This is a genomic window from bacterium, from assembly GCA_035529855.1.
GTDB lineage: Bacteria > RBG-13-66-14 > B26-G2 > WVWN01 > WVWN01 > WVWN01.
This window is the reverse complement of record DATKVX010000050.1, coordinates 1-15870: the sequence shown is the minus strand read 5'-3', so window position 1 is coordinate 15870 and position 15870 is coordinate 1. Positions and strand designations below refer to the sequence as shown.

Here is a 15870-nt window from a genome sequence, read left to right as displayed (position 1 = left end):
GCGGAATTTATGGCGTTCGGGGTCGGCGGTGCTGTTCGCGGCCGTGCTTTTTTTTATGGCCGGGGCCGCGGCGGCCCCGGAGGGCCAGGGCGCCGATGAAGGCCAGAGCGTCGAGGCTTTCCCCATCCCGGAAGGGCACCTGACGGCGGTGTACGCCGACGTCGCGCCCCGGGTCGACGGCGTCCTCGACGACCGCTGTTGGCGCGAGGCCGCGCGGCGGCCTACCGCCACCGCCTCCGGCTTCACCTACCGCGGCCTGCCCTACCTACTGTGGGCCGACGAGCAGACCACCGTCTACGTCGCGTACGACGAGGATTACCTCTATTTCGGCGCTCGGTGCGAGGTAGACAACGCCGACGATATCGTCGCCCGCATCCTGACGCGCGACGCCAATTTATGGTACGACGATATGTTCGAGGTCTTCCTCGACACCTTCCACGACCGCAAGTCGTCGTACTACTTCGCCGTCAATCCCCTCAACACGCAGATGGACGGGTACTTTTCCGAGGAGGGCGAGGTCGAGAACCGGAATTGGGACGGCATATGGTACTCCGCGGCCAAGATAAACTACGACTCTTGGACGGTGGAGATGAAGGTCCCGTTCCGGACGCTCCGCTTCGGCGTGTTCAACGACGAGTGGGGCGTAAACTTCGTGCGGTTCCACAAACACGACAACGACCAGACGGTTTGGCGCGACCCGGGCGAGAACCTCTTCCGCGTTTCGCGCTTCGGCACCATAGACGCGCCGCCGCGGCGCCAGAAGCGGCCCGTCGTCGACGTTCAACCGTACGTCTCCGGTTCCTACCGCGACCTGGCCAAGAACGAGAAGTACGAACTCAGGCACAAGGAGGGCCTGGACGTCGCCGCGCGCCTGCTGCCCAGCATGACCGTCGCCGGCACGTTCCGGCCCGATTTCGCCCAGGTGGAGGCGGACCCCTACCGCATCAACCTCACCGACGAGGAGTTGTTCTACCCCGAGAAGAGGCCTTTCTTCCTGGAGGGGCAGGAGTACTTCGAGACGCCCATACTGGCGTTCTACAGCCGGCGCGTGGGCGACATCGAGTACGGCGGGAAGTTCATAGGCCGCGTCGGCCCCACCCACCTCTACGCCCTCGGCCTCGACGCCGAGGAATACCTGGAAGACCCGGAGAACCCCGGCGGGCCCCACCGCTATACCTTCGCCGTCGCCCGGGTGAAGCAAGACATAACGAAGTACGCGTCGGCGGGCTTTCTGGGCGTCCGGCGGACGGGCGCGAGCTGGCCCCATAACGACGCCCTCAGCGGCGACGCCACGATATCGTTCAACGACGAAGCCATATTCTCGGGCCAATACCTATACGCCAGCGACGGCCGAACCGGCATTTCCGACCGCGGCCTGGACCTCTCGCTCACGCGCTACACGTCCGGGTTATCGCTGGGCGCCGGATACACCGACCTCGGGCCGCGCCTCGACGTCCTGAAGACGGCCTACATCCCCTACGACGACGTCAAGGGCTATTGGGGTTGGGCCGACTACGACCTGTGGCTCTACCGCTGGGGCATAAAGAAGCTGAACGCCAACGTCGAACACGAGCATTACCGGAATCACGGCGTAATCTTCAAGACGCCGCCCACCAAGCGCGACCCCACGCCGGAGGACGTCCACCGGCTGCAGCGCGAGGGGGTAGCGGGCGAAGTGGGCGTCTATTTCGAAAACCGCATCACGGCGCGCTTCCTGGCCGAGCACAACTATCGCCAGGAGACGCTGCGGCTTCTAGCCCTTAACCCGTTCCACCCCTTCCTGCCGCCGGTACGCGTCTTCCCGACACGCGAACGCTTTGAGAACCGGTACTACGCCGGCACCGTCGGCTACAACCTCGAGGAGTGGTCGTCGGTGTACGCGTTCTACGAGTGGGGAGAGCACTTCGAGTATGGCTTGGATTACTGGGGCGGCGGCTTCTCGTTCAACCCCTTCTCCCGCCTGACGCTGGCCTACGACCTGGATTACGAGGTTTTGACCCATCCCGAGGAGCGATACGAATTTATTATAAATCGGCTCCACGGCGAGTTGAACATAACGGACGAGCTGGCGGCGCGGGTCTTCGTACAGTCCTCCAGCGACCTGGGACACTACGCGACGAACGCGCTGCTGTCGTACGAGTTCGCCAAAGGCAGCCACGTCTATTTAGTCTATAACGAGAAGCGTTTGTACAAGAAGCACCTGCGCGAAGAGATCGGCCGACGGCTGCTGGACCAGATGATATTCTTAAAGGTCAACTATCTCCTCGGATTATAAAGGAGGGCGCCGTGACGGACGAAACGATATTGGACCAACCCGCGCGGTACGCCGAGGTCGACGCCGGCGACGCGGCCTCGCTCGTGCGCGACCTCCCGGAGCAGTTGGAAGAGGGCGAAGCGCTGGGCGAGGCGGCGGCCGAGCCGGCTCGAGGCGACCTGGGACGGGTCGCCTTTTTGGGCGTGGGCGGCTCGGGCATCGTGGGTCGCGTGCTCGCGGCCTATTCGGACCCGCGGAGTCGACTTCCGGTAGTGGCGGTGCGGGAATTCCACGCGCCGGCGTGGGTGGACGCGACGACCCTCGCGGTCGCGATCTCGTACTCCGGCAATACCCTGGAGACGCTGACGGCGGCGGAGGAGGCGCTGACCCGCGGCGCGTCGCTGGTGGCGGTGACGAGCGGCGGCCGGCTGGAGGAGCTGGCGCGGGCGTCGTCTTTTCCGTGCGTGAGGATACCGGCGGACAGGCCGCCGCGGTGCTCGCTCGGCTATATGGCCGGCGGCCTGATGGGCTACTTCCGCGCGTCGGGGCCGCTCGAGTTCCCGGCCGCGGCGGCGGTCGCGTCCCACCTGCGGGAGTGCTGGCGGCGGTGGGGCTTCGACGTTCCCGCCGCCGAGAACGCGGCCAAGGCGCTCGCCCGCGCGCTGCGCGCGGCCGGCGGGGCCGCGGTTTACGGCGCCGGGCCGCTCGCGGCCGTGGCGGCGGAGCGCTGCCGGGCCGAACTCGCCGAGAACGCCAAGTACTACGCCTCCGGCCACTCCTTCCCCGAGCTAAGCCATAATGAGCTCGTCGCGTTCGAGGCGCCCAACGACGTGGCGAAGCGGCTGCACGTCATCGTCTTCCGCCCCGCGCGCGAGGCCGACGCCGAAGGCCGCCAGGTGGACGCCGCGCTCGAGCTTATAGCCCCCGTCGTCCACGGCGTAACCGAAGTGCGCGCCGCCGCCGAAGAGGATATGGCCGCGCTCTTCGAGCTCATCTACTTCGGCGACCTGGCCTCGTACTACCTGTCGCTGCTGCGCGGCGTCGACCCGACGCCGGTGGCGAGCATCGCGAAGTTAAAGGAAAAGCTCGGGTCGTAAAGGCCGCCGGGCGCGCCGTCGTTCGTAGCCGCGCAGGCGGCTTAGCGGCGCCGCGTTCGGCTTTTACTATCAAGGCGTTTAAACCGTCCGCAGCTATGGCTCGGGAGACAGAAGAGCAGGCCGGCGCGTACTCGCCGCGGGCCGCCGCCGTGGCGGCCTTGGCCGCGGTTCGGCGCGGGGCCAGGTTGGACCTCGCGCTCGAGCTTACTGTTCGCGGCAAGCTCGGGCGCCGCGACACCTCCTTCGCCGAGGAGCTGGTCAAGACCGTCGTCCGGCACCGGCGCCTCCTCGACTACCAGCTCGAGCGCGCGGCGACCAAATCCCTTCGAAAGGTCCCGGCCGTGGTCGTAGATATAATGCGCGTCGGCGCCGCGGAGTTGTTCTTTTTAAACACGCCGGCGTACGCCGCGGTGGACCAGGCCGTCGCCGCGGTTAAGGCGTCGCGCTACGCCGGCCTCGCCCCCTTCGTCAACGGCGTGCTCCGCCGCGTCGCCTCGCGGGACGCGCCGGCGTTCCCCGAGGGCGACGACGTCGCGCGGTTGGCGGTCGCGTATTCGCATCCCGAGTGGCTCGTCCGGCGTTGGCTCGAGCGGTTGGGCCCGGCCGAGGCCGAGGCGTTGTTGAAGGCCGATAACGAACCCGCGCCGCTGAACGTCTACGCCAATCCGGCGCGCGCCGGCCGCGACGAGCTGGCCGCGCGTTTGTCGGCCGAGGGCTGCGGCATAACCGACGGGCCGTTCGGTTCGCTGGCGGTGGCGTTGGGGGATAAGGGGCTCGTCGAACTCGACGCCTTCCGCGAGGGGTTGTTCGCCGTGCTCGACCCGGCGTCGTCGCTCGGGCCGCGCGCGCTCGCGCCGCCGGCGGGCGCTACCGTGTGGGACCTGTGCGCGGGCGCGGGCGGCAAGGCGGTCCAGCTCGCCTGGGCCGTGGGCCCGGGCGGCAAGGTCGTAGCCGTCGACGGTAACGGCCGTAAGTTGAAGGCGTGCGCCGCGGCGGCCGTTCGGCTCGGCTTAGGGAATATCGAGATAAGGAAGGCGGACGTATTGAAGGACGAGTTGCCGCGGGCCGACTACGTTTTTTTGGACGTGCCGTGCACGAACCTCGGCGTAATAAGGCGCAAGCCGGACGTGAAGTGGCGCGTGCGGGAGGAGGACGTCGCCGCCGCGGCCGCGACGCAAGAGGCCCTGCTCGCCCGGGCCGTCGACATGCTGGCGCCGGGCGGCGCGGTCGTCTACAACGTTTGCTCGCTCGAGCCGGAGGAAAACGAGCAGGTCGTGGAGAACGTGACGGCGCGTACTTCCGTGGAGCTCGTACCGTGCGGTAGCGACGAGTTCGGCGACGTTTGCGACGGGTCGTTTCTTCGGACCTGGCCGCACCGCCACCGCAGCAACGGCGGCTTCGCCGCGACGCTTCGGAGGCCGCGTTGACGGTAAGAGAAGAGGGTACCGAAAGCAGAGCGCTCTTGGCGGCGGACGCGGCCAAGTTGTGGGGCGCGGCCATCGTCGAGCAACTCCTCGCTATGGTCAGGGGCGTAATCGTCCCGCGGTACCTGGGCCCGGCCCTTTACGGCGTCCTGGGCGCGCTGGGCCTCATCACGAAATACGGCGCGTACCTACAGCTCGGCGTAACGACCGCGGTGGGGCGCGAGGTCCCGTACGCTTTAAAACAAGGGTCTTCCGATCATGCGGACCGGCTCGCCAAGGTAGGGTATTCGTTCAACCTGTTGACGTCGGCGGTGCCGGCGGCCGTCGTCGTAATCTACGCGCTGGCGACGTGGGGCCGGTACGTCGACGTTATCTCCTGGGGGCTTTTAGCGTTCGCGTTTCTTTTGATAACGACCCGACTCGAGACGTACTTCACGACGGTCTTTCGCGCGCGCCGCCAGTTCGGCGCGGCCTTCTTGTTCACGGCGTTGAAGGCGGTCGTCCTCTTCGGGCTGGTAGTGGGTTTCCTGTTAATATACGGCCTGTACGGCGTCTTCATCGGGTTGGTTATCGGCGGCGCCGTCGTCGCGGTAATGGGGACGATTTGGACTCGGGCCGGGGCGGGGCCCTGGCCGGACTGGTCGTTGATGCGGAAACTCCTGCCGATAGGGCTGCCGCTGGCCGGCATCGGCGCGTTGGGGTTCCTTCTACAGTCGATCGACCGCCTGATGGTCATCCACTTCTTTACGCCGCGCGACGTGGGGCATTACATTTTGGGCGTCACGGTGGTAACGTTCGTGTATTTCCTCCCGATGAACGTGGGTCAGGCGATGGCGCCGCGCATCTACGGCCTGGCGCGCGACGGCGACCGGCGCGCCTTCGAGGAGTACCTGCTCGAGCCGTCGCTGTTCGTGACGTACCTGGTCGCGTCGCTCGGCGGCCTGGTATTAATTTGTATGGTCCCGTTTATCCGGTACGTTTTGCCGGCGTACGGGCCCTCGGTGCCGGTGGTCGCGGCGCTGTTGGTGGGTATAACTTGCCAGGGCGGCGTACAGGGGGCGGCATACGTCTTGATCGCGCTGGGCCGGTTCCGGACCATCGCCGTGGCGCAGGGCGTCTCGCTCCTCCTCGCCTTCGCGCTCATCTGGTTAGCGGTTCGCTCCGGGTGGGGTTTGGTGGGCGTGGCGGCGGGGGCGTCGACGGGATTGGTTACGTTCGCGTGCGTGGTGCAATTCTCGGCGTGGCGGCTGATGTCGCAGCCGCTCCGAACGGTCCCGCGGGCTTTCGGGTATTTACTCTTGCCGCCGGCGGCGGTGGCGGCCGGCCTGTTCTTCGCCTTCTACGGCGGCTCGCTCGTCGTCGCGCGCCTGGCGCCCGACGCGGCGCGTACGACCGCGGACGCTTTGAATTTCGTCTTCCGCGTAACGTTGTTCTTGCCGACCGTCGCGGCCTTCGGCTACTACGTGGAGCGCGAGACGGGTTTCGTAACTAAGATGTGGTCGCTCGTAAAGGAGAGGTTATCGGCGCGGGCGAAATAGCGCTGGTGTGGAGCGACGCCACGTTGGCGCGGGCGCGGCGGGAGCTTCCCGCTACGCCGAAAGTTTCCTTCGGCTGGCGGGAGTACCTGGGCGACGAGGCCGACGTGGCGTTGGGCGAGGACGGGCTGGATTACGCCGTCGCGTACGAGAGCTACCGCCTAGCGTCCGATATGACGCAGCGCTGGTACGTGGCGGGCGGCCGGGCCTTCCTGGAGTGGGACGGCGTGCCGGTGGGTGCCGCGGCGCAGGCCGACCTCTTCAGCTTTTTCGAGCCGTGGCTGCGGCTTAGCGCCGTGTTGGACCATATACTCGCGACCCACCGACCCGCGAAGGTGATATTTATCGACGACGGCTCGCCGCGGTCTTCTTTCCTAGCGGCGACGCTGGCGGCGCGCGGCGTCCCGTACGAGTCGCCGGGGGGCCGCCGGGGCGCGCGGCTCGGCCGGCGCGTGGGGCTGGCGGTGCGGCGGCTCTGGCCCGCGATGTTCCTCGCGGCGCGGCGGAAGGCGTACCGCGGCTTGCAGCCGGGCCGCCTCGAGCGCCGCATGACGCGCCCGGGCGCCGTCGTCTTTTGGGGGCAATTCGGCCGCTTCGAGCTCGACGTGTACGAGGAATTCCGCCGGGCGTACGGCGGCGACGTGCCGTACGTCGCGGCTACGATGGCGGCGGCGCGGGCCGCGGGGCGGGCCGGTATTATATGCGACACCTTGCTCGAGGGTTTGCCGCCGCTGCGTCGTACGGGACGCCTGCTGCGGGCCCTCTCGTCGGATTACGCCGCGCTCGAGCGGCGCGGTATGTTCGAGGAGTTCGGCCTCGCGCCCGGCCTCGCGGCTTTCTTCCGCGAGCACTTCCCGTTCCGGCCCGGCGCGTACCTCTCGACGCTCGCCTCGTTCGCGACGGCTACGGAGCGCTTCCTGGCGCGGTGGCGGCCGGCGCTGGTCGTCCACTTAAGCGACGTCCACATGACGGGCCGGCTCGTCGCCGCGTTGGCCGCCCGGGACGGCGTCCCGGCGCTGGTTGTCCAGAACCACATCACCGGCGGCCCGACGTTCGGATACCTGCCGCTCAGCTCGACGAAGATGGCGGTATGGGGTCAGGTGAGCTACGACTGGATGGTGGAGGGGGGCGCGCCCCCCGAGAAACTGGCCGTCGTCGGCTCGCCCTACGCCGCGGTAGCGGCGCGCCGGTCGGAGAGTATCGAGGTGGGAGAGGACGAACGCCGCGCCGTCGTCGTCGCGACGAACAATTACGACGCCGACGTCAACCGCGTTCTGGCGTTGGCCGGCGCGGCGTATGCGAAAGAGCGAGGGGTACCGCTCGTCTTCCGGCCACACCCGGCGGAGTCGGAGGCGCCGTATCGCGCCGTTATCCGAAATAAGCGTTTGGCCGACGCCGCCGTCGTCCGCGACGCGCCGTTGTCGGAGGTATTGGCCCGGGCGGCCGTCGTCGTCGCGAGCCACTCCGGGATAGGCGTGGACGCGGTCGCGGCGGGCGTCCCGCTGGTCCACGTGAACTTGTTGGCGGGCGTGCCGGACTACATACCGTACGTGGAGTACGGCGCCGCGGTCGGCGTACGCGACGCCCGGGACCTCCCGGCCGCGCTCGACGACGTCCTCGCGTCGCCACCGGGCCGCTTCGACGCCGGCCGCGAGGCCTTCGCCCGGGCGTACCTCGGCTCGGAAGCCGGCGACCCGTTCGTGAACATAGCCGCCCTCGCCCGCGAACTGGAGGGCTCGATGTGACCGCGCCCGCGGTATCGGCCGTGGTCGTCAGCTACAACTGCGCGGACCTTCTACGCGCGGCGCTTGCATCGCTGCTCGCCCAGGAGGTCGCCGGCGGCCTGGAAGTCGTCGTCGTGGACAACGCCTCTACCGACGGCAGCGCGGCGGCGGCAAGGGAGGCCGGCGCGGAGGTCGTCGCGCTGGAGCGCAACGTCGGCTTCGCCGCGGCCAACAACGTCGGCGCGCGCCGCGCCCGGGGCGAGCTGCTGCTCTTCGCCAATCCCGACGTGGAAGCGCCGCCCGGCGTCGTGGCCGCGCTCGGCGATTTCTTGGCGAAGAATCCCGGGGCCGTGGCGGCCGGGCCCAGCCTCGTAGGCCGCGACGGCCGCCTGCAGCGGTTCTGCGCGCGGAAAGCCCCCGCGGCCTTGAACTTATTATTCCTCGTCTCCGGCCTGGAGGAATCGCGGTGGGCCGGCTCGCCGCTGGCGCACCGCTACTACCCGGCGCGATATTACGAGCGGGGGCCGGCGCCGGCGGAGGCGTTGGCGGGCGCGTTTATGCTCGTGCGGCGGGCCGCCTTCGACGGAGTAGGGGGATTCGACGAGGGTTACTTCTTATACGGCGAGGACGTAGACCTCTGCCGCCGGCTGCGCGAGGCGGGCGGCGAGATATGGTACGTGCCGGCGGGGCCGGTGCGCCATTACACCGGCGGCAGCCGGCGGACGCCGGACCCGGTCGTCGTGGTCGAGTCGCACCGGAGCGCGGTTCGCTACGCGCGCCGTTGGCACGGCGACCTCGCCGCTGCGGCGGTTCGCGCCGTTTCCAAGGTGTCGTTGTGGGGAAGGCGTCTGTTGTTCGCGGCCGCGGGCCCTTTGGGGGAAGGGGCGCGCCGCCGCGCGCGCTTTTACGCCGACGTGCTGGCGGAGTATCGCCGGCGGGAGAGGGTCGCTCCCGCGCCTTAGCGCAGGAGGCGGACGACCTTGCCCATTCGAGACCACCGGATGCGGCGGTCGAAGCGCCACGGCGGCACCGGTTCGAAGTCCCACCCCAGGCGCATCTCCTCGCCGCCGCCGCTGCACCGCCAGTCGTCGTCCGCGCGGGCGATGGGGGTTCCGTGTTTGGGGCACGTCGTCGGCGTGAGCGAAAAGTAAATAACTTCGGCTTTGGCGGTAACGTACTTGCGCGGCACCGGCCCGATGAAGCGGCTGTCGGCCGAGTCGTAGCGGTTGTCGCCCATTACGAAGTAACGGTCGGGCGGGACGGTGTACGGCCCCCAGTCGCCGCCGGCGTCCGTTTTGACGAACGGCTCGTCGACCGCCTCGTCGTTCCGATGCAGCACGCCGTCCTTTATCTGTAGCGTGTCGCCCGGGCACCCCACCACCCTCTTGATGAGCAGTCGGGGGCCGGTGCGGCTCTCTCCTAAAATATTACGCAAGAAGAAGCGGACCGCCTGCCCCGGCGTCATGTCGCGGTAGGGGAATATAAACGTGATTATCTCGCCCGGGCGCGGGTCGCGGAAGTGGTACATGACTTTCTCCGCCAGGATGTAGTCGCCGACGAGGAGGGTGTCCTTGTCCGAGCCGGACGGGATGACGTTGGCCTCGACCACCCACAACCGAATGACGACGAACGCCACGACGATGATTATAATGTCGCGTATCGTCCTGTAAACCGGGCCGCGTTTCTTCTTCTCCGTGCGCGGGGCGCTTAACTTTTTCTTGGCCATAATAATTTGGGTAGTTTGGTAATAATTAATTTGTGTTACGCCGCGGCGAGAGGTGCATTCCGGCGGCGAGGTCCTTTTCCATAAAAGGTCGGGGGCCTACGCTCTTGACGCCGTGGCGGCGTTCGAAGTAGGCGAGCAGGGCTTCTACGTCGTCGCGGTAGGCGGGGGCGGCCCAGGCCGCGAACGAGCCGGCGCGGCCGTCCATCTTGGAACGCAACAGCAGCCTGCCCTCGTAGCCGTCGCAGACGGCGACCACCGCGCCCTCCGCCGCGGCCGGTATGTCCAACTCCCAGACGAGGATGTCGCCCGGGGGCGCGGCCGGCGGTTTATAGCGTTCCCGGAAGCTCACTTTTTCCCCGACTTCTTATTTTTTTCGGCGCGCGCCGCCAGGTGGCCTCGCAGCGTTTTGCTGAACGTGTGGCTGCCGTCGCCGTTGGATACGAAGAACAGGTAGTCGGTCTCGGCGGGGTCGAGCGCCGCCATAAGCGACGCGCGGCCCGGCGAACATATGGGCCCGGGCGGAAGGCCGGCGTGGACGTACGTGTTGTAGGGCGAGTCCACTTTCAGATCCTGTATCGTCAAACGGTCCACGTCGCCGCCCAGGGCGTATATCACGGTGGCGCAGGACTCGAGCCTCATTCCCCGGGCGAGGCGGTTGGAGAATACCGACGCCACCAGCGGCCTTTCCTCGTCCAGCAGCGCCTCGCGTTCCACGATGGAGGCGAGCGTGACCATATCTTGTAATGACCGGCCCGACCCCTCGGCGCGCGCGAGGCCTTCCGGGCCCAGGACCTCGAAGAAGCGGTCGACCATCATCGTGACCGCGTCGTCCGCGCCGGCGTCGGCCGAGACCTTATACGTATCGCCGAAGAGGTAGCCCTCCAGGTCGTCGCTCGAGACGCGCCCCCGCGGGTCGCCCCGGCGGCAGGTTTTCAGGAACTCCTCGGCCGAGCATATCCCCGCCGCCTCGACGACGCGGGCTGTCTTCTTCTTGTCGTAACCCTCCGGAACCGTAAATTTCGCGACGTGTACGCGGCCCGCGGCCAGCGTCGCGGCGACGGCCGGAATGCCGTCCTCACTGGATAATACGTACTCGCCGGCCTGGAGTTTCCCGTCGAGGCCGTTCACGCGGCAATACCACACGAAGGGTTTCGCCTCGGCGATCACGCCCTCTTCGACAAGAAGGGCCGCGATTTCGGCCGTAGTGTAACCCGGCGGGACGACCACCGTTTCGGTGACGGCCTCCGCCGGCTTGCGGGAAACAGCCGCTTCGTAATATTTGTAGAGGGCGACGAGGGCGACGACGACGGCCGCGACGAGCGCCAGAACGAATAAGCCTTTCTTCATCGGCCGCCCTCGGGTCCTTCATTATAAAAAGGCCGCCGCGACGCGCGCCGCGGCAGGACAGTGGATTTCCCGTGGTTCACGCCGCGCTCCCCTAGCCGCGCTCGCCGGCGTTGGTCGCGTAGTACGAGAGCCACTCGAGCTCCATCGCGAGGTCGACCCGCTTCACCGTTACGTCGGGAGGCGCCATAACGCGGCCCGGCGCGAAGGATAGTATCGACTTCAAGCCGCCCGCGATGAGCGCGTCGCAAGCCTCCTGCGCGCGCGTCGCCGGGACCGCCAATATGCCGATCTCGGCGCCGCTCTCCGGCAGGACCGACGGCGCCTCCGCGATATCGTATATCTTTACGCCCTCCCACGTCTGGCCTATCTTCGCCGGGTCCTTGTCGAACGCGATCACGACGTCGAAGCCCTGCTTTTTAAAACCGTTGTATGCCAGCAGCGCGTAGCCCAGGTGGCCCACGCCGGCGAGCGCAACCTCCCACCGGCGGTTTATGCCCAGGATGGTCGCGAGCTCGTTGTACAGGTTTTCGACGTAGTACCCGCGCCCGGGTACGCCGAATTGGCCGAAGTACGCGAGGTCTTTTCGTATTTGGGCCGCGGTCAAACCTATCTGCTCGGCCAATTTTTCGGAGGAAGTCGTGACGACGCCCTCGTGGCGCAACTTCTGTAACGCCCGGACGTATACCGACAGGCGGGAGACGGTAGTGCCGGGTATCTTTTTGGGCTTCGTCATTACGGCTCGAGAATATGTGAAAAAGTTATCAAACTACCCTAAAAAATAAAGCCGCTTCGGAAGCGCGTTTCCTTAATCGATTATAGACGGTAAAGTTGCCCTTGTCAATATTTTTCGGCGAGCGCCGTCCTTGACCCGGTAGTGCGATTATGATAACCTCGAGCGCTCAAGCATGCGCGTAATAGATATTTCCGTTCCGCTGCGCGAGCGGATGCCGATTTACCCCGGCGACCCGCCCTTCGAGAAGACCGCAGCTAAAAGCAGGAAGAGGGGCGACGCCGCGGAGGTTTCGCGCCTGACGCTCGGCAGCCACGCCGGCACCCACGTCGACGTCCCGTACCATTTCGTCGAGGGTGGCGCGGACGTCTTGGCCGTCGGCCCGGCGCCGTTCGTGGGGCCGTGCCGGGTCGTCGAGCTGGCCGGCGTGCCGCGCGTCGACGCCGCCGACGTTGAAAGGCTGGCGCCCGTCGCCGGCGAGAGGGTTTTATTTAAAACCGACAACTCCGCGCTCTGGGCCCGGGACGATTTCGCGACCGATTACGTCTACTTGACGGCCGCGGCGGCGCGGGTTCTGGCCGCGCGCGGCGTCGCGCTCGTGGGTTGGGATTATCTGTCCGTCGAGGAGTACGACGCGGCCGACGCGCCGGCGCACAAAACGCTGCTGGCCGCGGACGTAATGGTCCTGGAAGGTTTGAATCTGGCCGACGTTCGGGCCGGGGAATATTTCTTGGCGGCGCTGCCGCTCGCGCTCGCGGAAGGGGACGGCGCGCCGGCTCGAGCCGTTCTCTTGGAGGGTTTCGATGCCTAAGAAACGCCGTAGCGAAACGATGGCCGAACTCGGCGCCGAAGTGGCGGCGCTCAGGTTCGGGTGCGGTTTTACCCGGGAAGATTTCGACAAGCCTTTGGTGGTGGTCGAGGCCGCGGCGGGGGAGAGCCACCCCGGCAGCTATCACCTCGGCGCCGTCGCCGCGGTGGCGCGGGAGGAGCTGCTGGCCGCGGGCGTACGCCCCCTCGACTACCGCTGCACCGACGTCTGCGACGGCATAACCCAGGGGACGCCGGCGATGGCGCTTTCGCTCGCTTCCCGCGACATCCTGGCGCTCGCCGCGGAGCTGCACGCCGCGTCCGCCCACGCCGACGGCGTGCTGTTCGTGTCCTCCTGCGACAAGGCTATCCCGGCGCACCTTCTGGCCGGGGCGCGCTTGAATTTACCGACGGTTTTAATCCCCGGCGGCGTTATGCCGGCCAGCGACGACTGCCGGACGTTGGAGTACGTCGCGACGTTGGCGCAGGAGGCGGCGCGCGGGCCGGTGCCGGAAGCGGAGCGTCGGCACTTCGACGAGGTCGCGGCGCCGGGGGCCGGTTGCTGCGCCTTTATGGGGACCGCGGCCACGATGCAGATTATGGCCGAGGCGCTGGGGGTGGCGGCGCCGGCGTCGGCGTTGGTACCGGCCGCGGACTTCGCGCTCATCCGCTCGGCCCGGTACGCCGCGTCGCTGCTCGCGCAGGCGTTGCGGCGCGGCCTCCGGTTCGCGGACGTCGTCGACGAGCGCGCGCTGCATAACGCCCTCGCGGTCCACGCCGCCGTCGGCGGCTCGACTAATGCGCTGCTGCACCTGGCGGCGCTGGCGGCCGAGCTCGAGCTGCCGTTCGATTTGGCGGCGTATAACGAGATCCAGGGGGAGGTCCCGTTTATTGCCAACGTTCGCCCCAGCGGCGTGCACCCCTCGGCGTTTCTTTGGTACGCGGGCGGCGCGGCGGCGGTGATGGCCGAGATACGCGACCACCTCCGCCTCGACGCCTTAACCATTACGGGACATAGCGTCCGTAAGAACCTCGACGACCTCGCGAAGACGGGCTTCTTCGAACGCAACCCGCGGCGCCTCGCCTGCTACGGCCTGTCGCGCGAGGAAGTGATAAGGCCGGCGACCAAACCCCTCTCGCGGTGCGGCGGCGTCAAAGTACTCTTTGGGAATATAGCGCCGGCGGGCGCGGCGGTGAAGGTGGCCGCGGCCGCGGCCGCCAAGTTCAAGGGGCGGGCGCGGATATTCTTCGACGAGCGGGAGGCGCGGGCCGCGGTGAACGGCGGCCGCGTGCGCGCCGGGACCGTTATGGTCCTGCCGTTCCAGGGGCCGCGGGCCGCCGGTATGCCGGAGCTGTTCTACCTGACGGAGGCGCTCGCCGGCCACCCGCGGCTGGGCTCGAGCGTCGCGCTCGTTACCGACGGCCGCTTCTCGGGCGGGACGCGGGGCTTATGCGTGGGCCACGTGTCGCCGGAGGCCGCGGCCGGCGGCCTACTGGCGGCGGTGCGCGACGGCGACACAATAGAAATAGACGCCGGCCGGGCGAAGCTGAACGTCGTCGAGACCGCCGGCGGCGCCCGGGGCCGGGGCGTTCAGGCCGCGCTCGAGCGCCGGCTGGAGGAGACGCCGGCCTTCGAGGCGGGCCGGCGGAAGGGGTTGTTCGGCCTTTATACGGCGCTCGCCGGGCCGGCGGAGCGCGGCGCCCGGATGGAGTGGTAGCGCGTCTTTGCCGCCCGGCGGTGGGGTGTAAAGTAGGGGCCGGTCTTAAGACCGGCCCGTTTTCGAAGGAAGCGGGCCGACCTAAAGGTCGGCCCTTACGACAAGGAGCAAGCCGGCGGCTGAAGCCGCCGGTTAACGGCCCCTTGTCCCCCGGCGACCAGCCGGTCGCCCCTACCGGAACAACGCCCGGATGCGGCCGAGGGAGGCGGGGGAGACGGCGGGCTCGTTGCGGTTGAAGTATTGGACGCGGGTGCTCAGGTCGGTAATATAAACCCTAGACCCGGTAACGGAAACAGCCAACCCGTGAGGGTAGTCGAACTGGCCCGGGCCCCGACCTTCGGAACCCCACCTTCCCAGTAGCGAACCGGAACCCGAGTAGAACCAAACGCGATGCCCGGCGGTATCGGTTAAGAATACGGGCCCCGCAGGGGACACGGTAAGGTAACGGGGCTTCTCAAATTTCACATCCCAACGCCCGAGAAAGGAACCGGAACGTGTGAAATACTGGACATCCTGTCTGGTTGAGCCGTCTAATACGTAGATGCGGTTTTTGGAAACCGAAAAAGCAACGTCGTAAGGATAGTAAAATTCACCCGGACCGAAGCCGATGTAGCCCCATTTCCCTATAAATGACCCGGTAGCCGTAAAACGTTGAATTCTTTCGTTACCCTCGTCCGCTACGTATACCGTTCCGTCCGGCGCGCTGGTTATACCGCAAGGTCTAATTAACTCGCCGTTGCCCCTCCCAAATTGACCCCACTTCCCTAAAAAGGAACCGTTTCGCGTAAAATATTGAACGCGGTTATTATCATGGTCTACGACGTAGACCTTACCGTCGGGACCGACCGTGATACCCCAAGGTCTTTCGAACTGGCCGTTCCCTGTACCTCTGCCCCCCCATAAGCCTTTAAACGACCCGTTGCGATCGAAGCATCGTATCCGGCCATCGTAATAGCCCCCTACAACGTAGACGTCACCGCTCGGAGCTACGGCTAAACTACAACCCGCGCTGGGGGAACGCCACTCCCCCTCGTACACCCATCCGCCCCAAGCGCAAACGGCCGCCAGCGCGCCGAGCGCCGCGGCCGTAGTTATGGCGAGCTTATTCATTTCCCTTTACCTCCTCGGGCTTACTACCCCTTTAAATTAACCATAACACAAAAGTTTCTATAATTCTAACAAAAGAGGCCGACCCGAAGGCCGGCCCCGACGACAAGGGGCTTAAGCCCCTTGCCATACGCACAGCCGCGCGCCCCTACCGGAACAACGCCTTCACGCGGCCCAGCGACGTGGGCGAGACGGCGAACTGCTCTTCGTCCACGAAATATTGGATGCGGTGGTTATTGTAGTCCGCGACGTAAAGGCGGGCGTCCTTCGCTGAAAAGGCCACGTCGGCGGGGCTATTGAATTGGCCGTTGCCCGACCCCGACGTTCCCAATTTACCTAAGAACGAGCCGCTCGCGGTGAAATATTGGACGCGGTCGTTGTGGTCGGCTACGAAGACGTTG

14 protein-coding genes are annotated in these 15870 nt (G+C 66.8%); 8 read left to right on the top strand and 6 right to left on the bottom strand.

Going from position 1 to position 15870, the window contains the following annotated elements:
* The 6 genes from VMX79_05800 to VMX79_05775 all read left to right on the top strand — a co-directional run.
* Positions 1–2275 (top strand): DUF5916 domain-containing protein (locus tag VMX79_05800; protein ID HUV86609.1); only part of this gene is annotated, 2275 nt, incomplete at its 5' end.
* 11 nt (positions 2276–2286) lie between these two features.
* A complete protein-coding gene (locus VMX79_05795) occupies positions 2287–3351 on the top strand; it encodes an SIS domain-containing protein (GenBank protein HUV86608.1) in 1065 nt (354 codons plus the stop codon).
* A gap of 95 nt (positions 3352–3446) precedes the next feature.
* A complete protein-coding gene (locus tag VMX79_05790; GenBank protein ID HUV86607.1) occupies positions 3447–4778 on the top strand; it encodes a transcription antitermination factor NusB in 1332 nt (443 codons plus the stop codon).
* Complete coding sequence (locus VMX79_05785) at positions 4775–6313, top strand: oligosaccharide flippase family protein (protein ID HUV86606.1); 1539 nt, start codon at positions 4775–4777, stop codon at positions 6311–6313. Before VMX79_05790 ends, VMX79_05785 begins: the two co-directional genes overlap by 4 nt.
* Positions 6271–8055 carry a hypothetical protein gene (locus VMX79_05780; GenBank protein HUV86605.1) on the top strand — a complete coding sequence of 595 codons (1785 nt, stop codon included), beginning with the start codon at positions 6271–6273 and terminating at the stop codon, positions 8053–8055. Before VMX79_05785 ends, VMX79_05780 begins: the two co-directional genes overlap by 43 nt.
* Complete coding sequence (locus VMX79_05775; GenBank protein ID HUV86604.1) at positions 8052–8996, top strand: glycosyltransferase family 2 protein; 945 nt, start codon at positions 8052–8054, stop codon at positions 8994–8996. The genes VMX79_05780 and VMX79_05775 overlap by 4 nt, the downstream gene beginning before the upstream one ends.
* Here VMX79_05775 and lepB read toward each other — a convergent pair.
* The 4 genes from lepB to VMX79_05755 form a co-directional block, all read right to left on the bottom strand.
* Positions 8993–9760 carry a signal peptidase I gene (gene lepB, locus VMX79_05770; protein HUV86603.1) on the bottom strand — a complete coding sequence of 256 codons (768 nt, stop codon included), beginning with the start codon at positions 9758–9760 and terminating at the stop codon, positions 8993–8995. The genes VMX79_05775 and lepB overlap by 4 nt on opposite strands.
* Positions 9761–9785: 25 nt before the next feature.
* Positions 9786–10109 carry a hypothetical protein gene (locus VMX79_05765; protein HUV86602.1) on the bottom strand — a complete coding sequence of 108 codons (324 nt, stop codon included), beginning with the start codon at positions 10107–10109 and terminating at the stop codon, positions 9786–9788.
* The gene (mltG, locus tag VMX79_05760) at positions 10106–11107 is read right to left on the bottom strand and encodes an endolytic transglycosylase MltG (GenBank protein HUV86601.1); all 1002 of its coding nucleotides are present in this window, start codon (positions 11105–11107) and stop codon (positions 10106–10108) included. Before mltG ends, VMX79_05765 begins: the two co-directional genes overlap by 4 nt.
* Positions 11108–11198: 91 nt before the next feature.
* Positions 11199–11840, bottom strand: a complete 642-nt coding sequence (locus tag VMX79_05755; GenBank protein ID HUV86600.1) for a redox-sensing transcriptional repressor Rex — start codon at positions 11838–11840, stop codon at positions 11199–11201.
* Positions 11841–12012: 172 nt separating this feature from the next.
* Here VMX79_05755 and VMX79_05750 point away from each other — a divergent pair, with 172 nt between their 5' ends.
* Positions 12013–12648: a cyclase family protein gene (locus tag VMX79_05750; GenBank protein ID HUV86599.1), complete on the top strand. Its 636-nt coding sequence runs from the start codon at positions 12013–12015 to the stop codon at positions 12646–12648.
* A complete protein-coding gene (locus tag VMX79_05745; protein HUV86598.1) occupies positions 12641–14362 on the top strand; it encodes a dihydroxy-acid dehydratase in 1722 nt (573 codons plus the stop codon). Before VMX79_05750 ends, VMX79_05745 begins: the two co-directional genes overlap by 8 nt.
* Before the next feature lie 171 nt (positions 14363–14533).
* On the opposite strand, the gene VMX79_05740 is transcribed toward VMX79_05745, so the two are convergent.
* Both VMX79_05740 and VMX79_05735 read right to left on the bottom strand, forming a co-directional pair.
* On the bottom strand, positions 14534–14827 hold the full coding sequence (locus tag VMX79_05740; protein ID HUV86597.1) for a hypothetical protein: 294 nt from the start codon (positions 14825–14827) through the stop codon (positions 14534–14536).
* A gap of 790 nt (positions 14828–15617) precedes the next feature.
* Positions 15618–15870 (bottom strand): 6-bladed beta-propeller (locus VMX79_05735; GenBank protein ID HUV86596.1); only part of this gene is annotated, 253 nt, incomplete at its 5' end.

Coding starts and splice junctions, on each gene's coding strand:
- VMX79_05790 (HUV86607.1), top strand. CDS start 3,447: ATGGCTCGGGAGACAGAAGAGCAGGCCGGCGCGTACTCGCCGCGGGCC.
- lepB (HUV86603.1), bottom strand. CDS start 9,760: ATGGCCAAGAAAAAGTTAAGCGCCCCGCGCACGGAGAAGAAGAAACGC.
- mltG (HUV86601.1), bottom strand. CDS start 11,107: ATGAAGAAAGGCTTATTCGTTCTGGCGCTCGTCGCGGCCGTCGTCGTC.
- VMX79_05755 (HUV86600.1), bottom strand. CDS start 11,840: ATGACGAAGCCCAAAAAGATACCCGGCACTACCGTCTCCCGCCTGTCG.
- VMX79_05750 (HUV86599.1), top strand. CDS start 12,013: ATGCGCGTAATAGATATTTCCGTTCCGCTGCGCGAGCGGATGCCGATT.
- VMX79_05745 (HUV86598.1), top strand. CDS start 12,641: ATGCCTAAGAAACGCCGTAGCGAAACGATGGCCGAACTCGGCGCCGAA.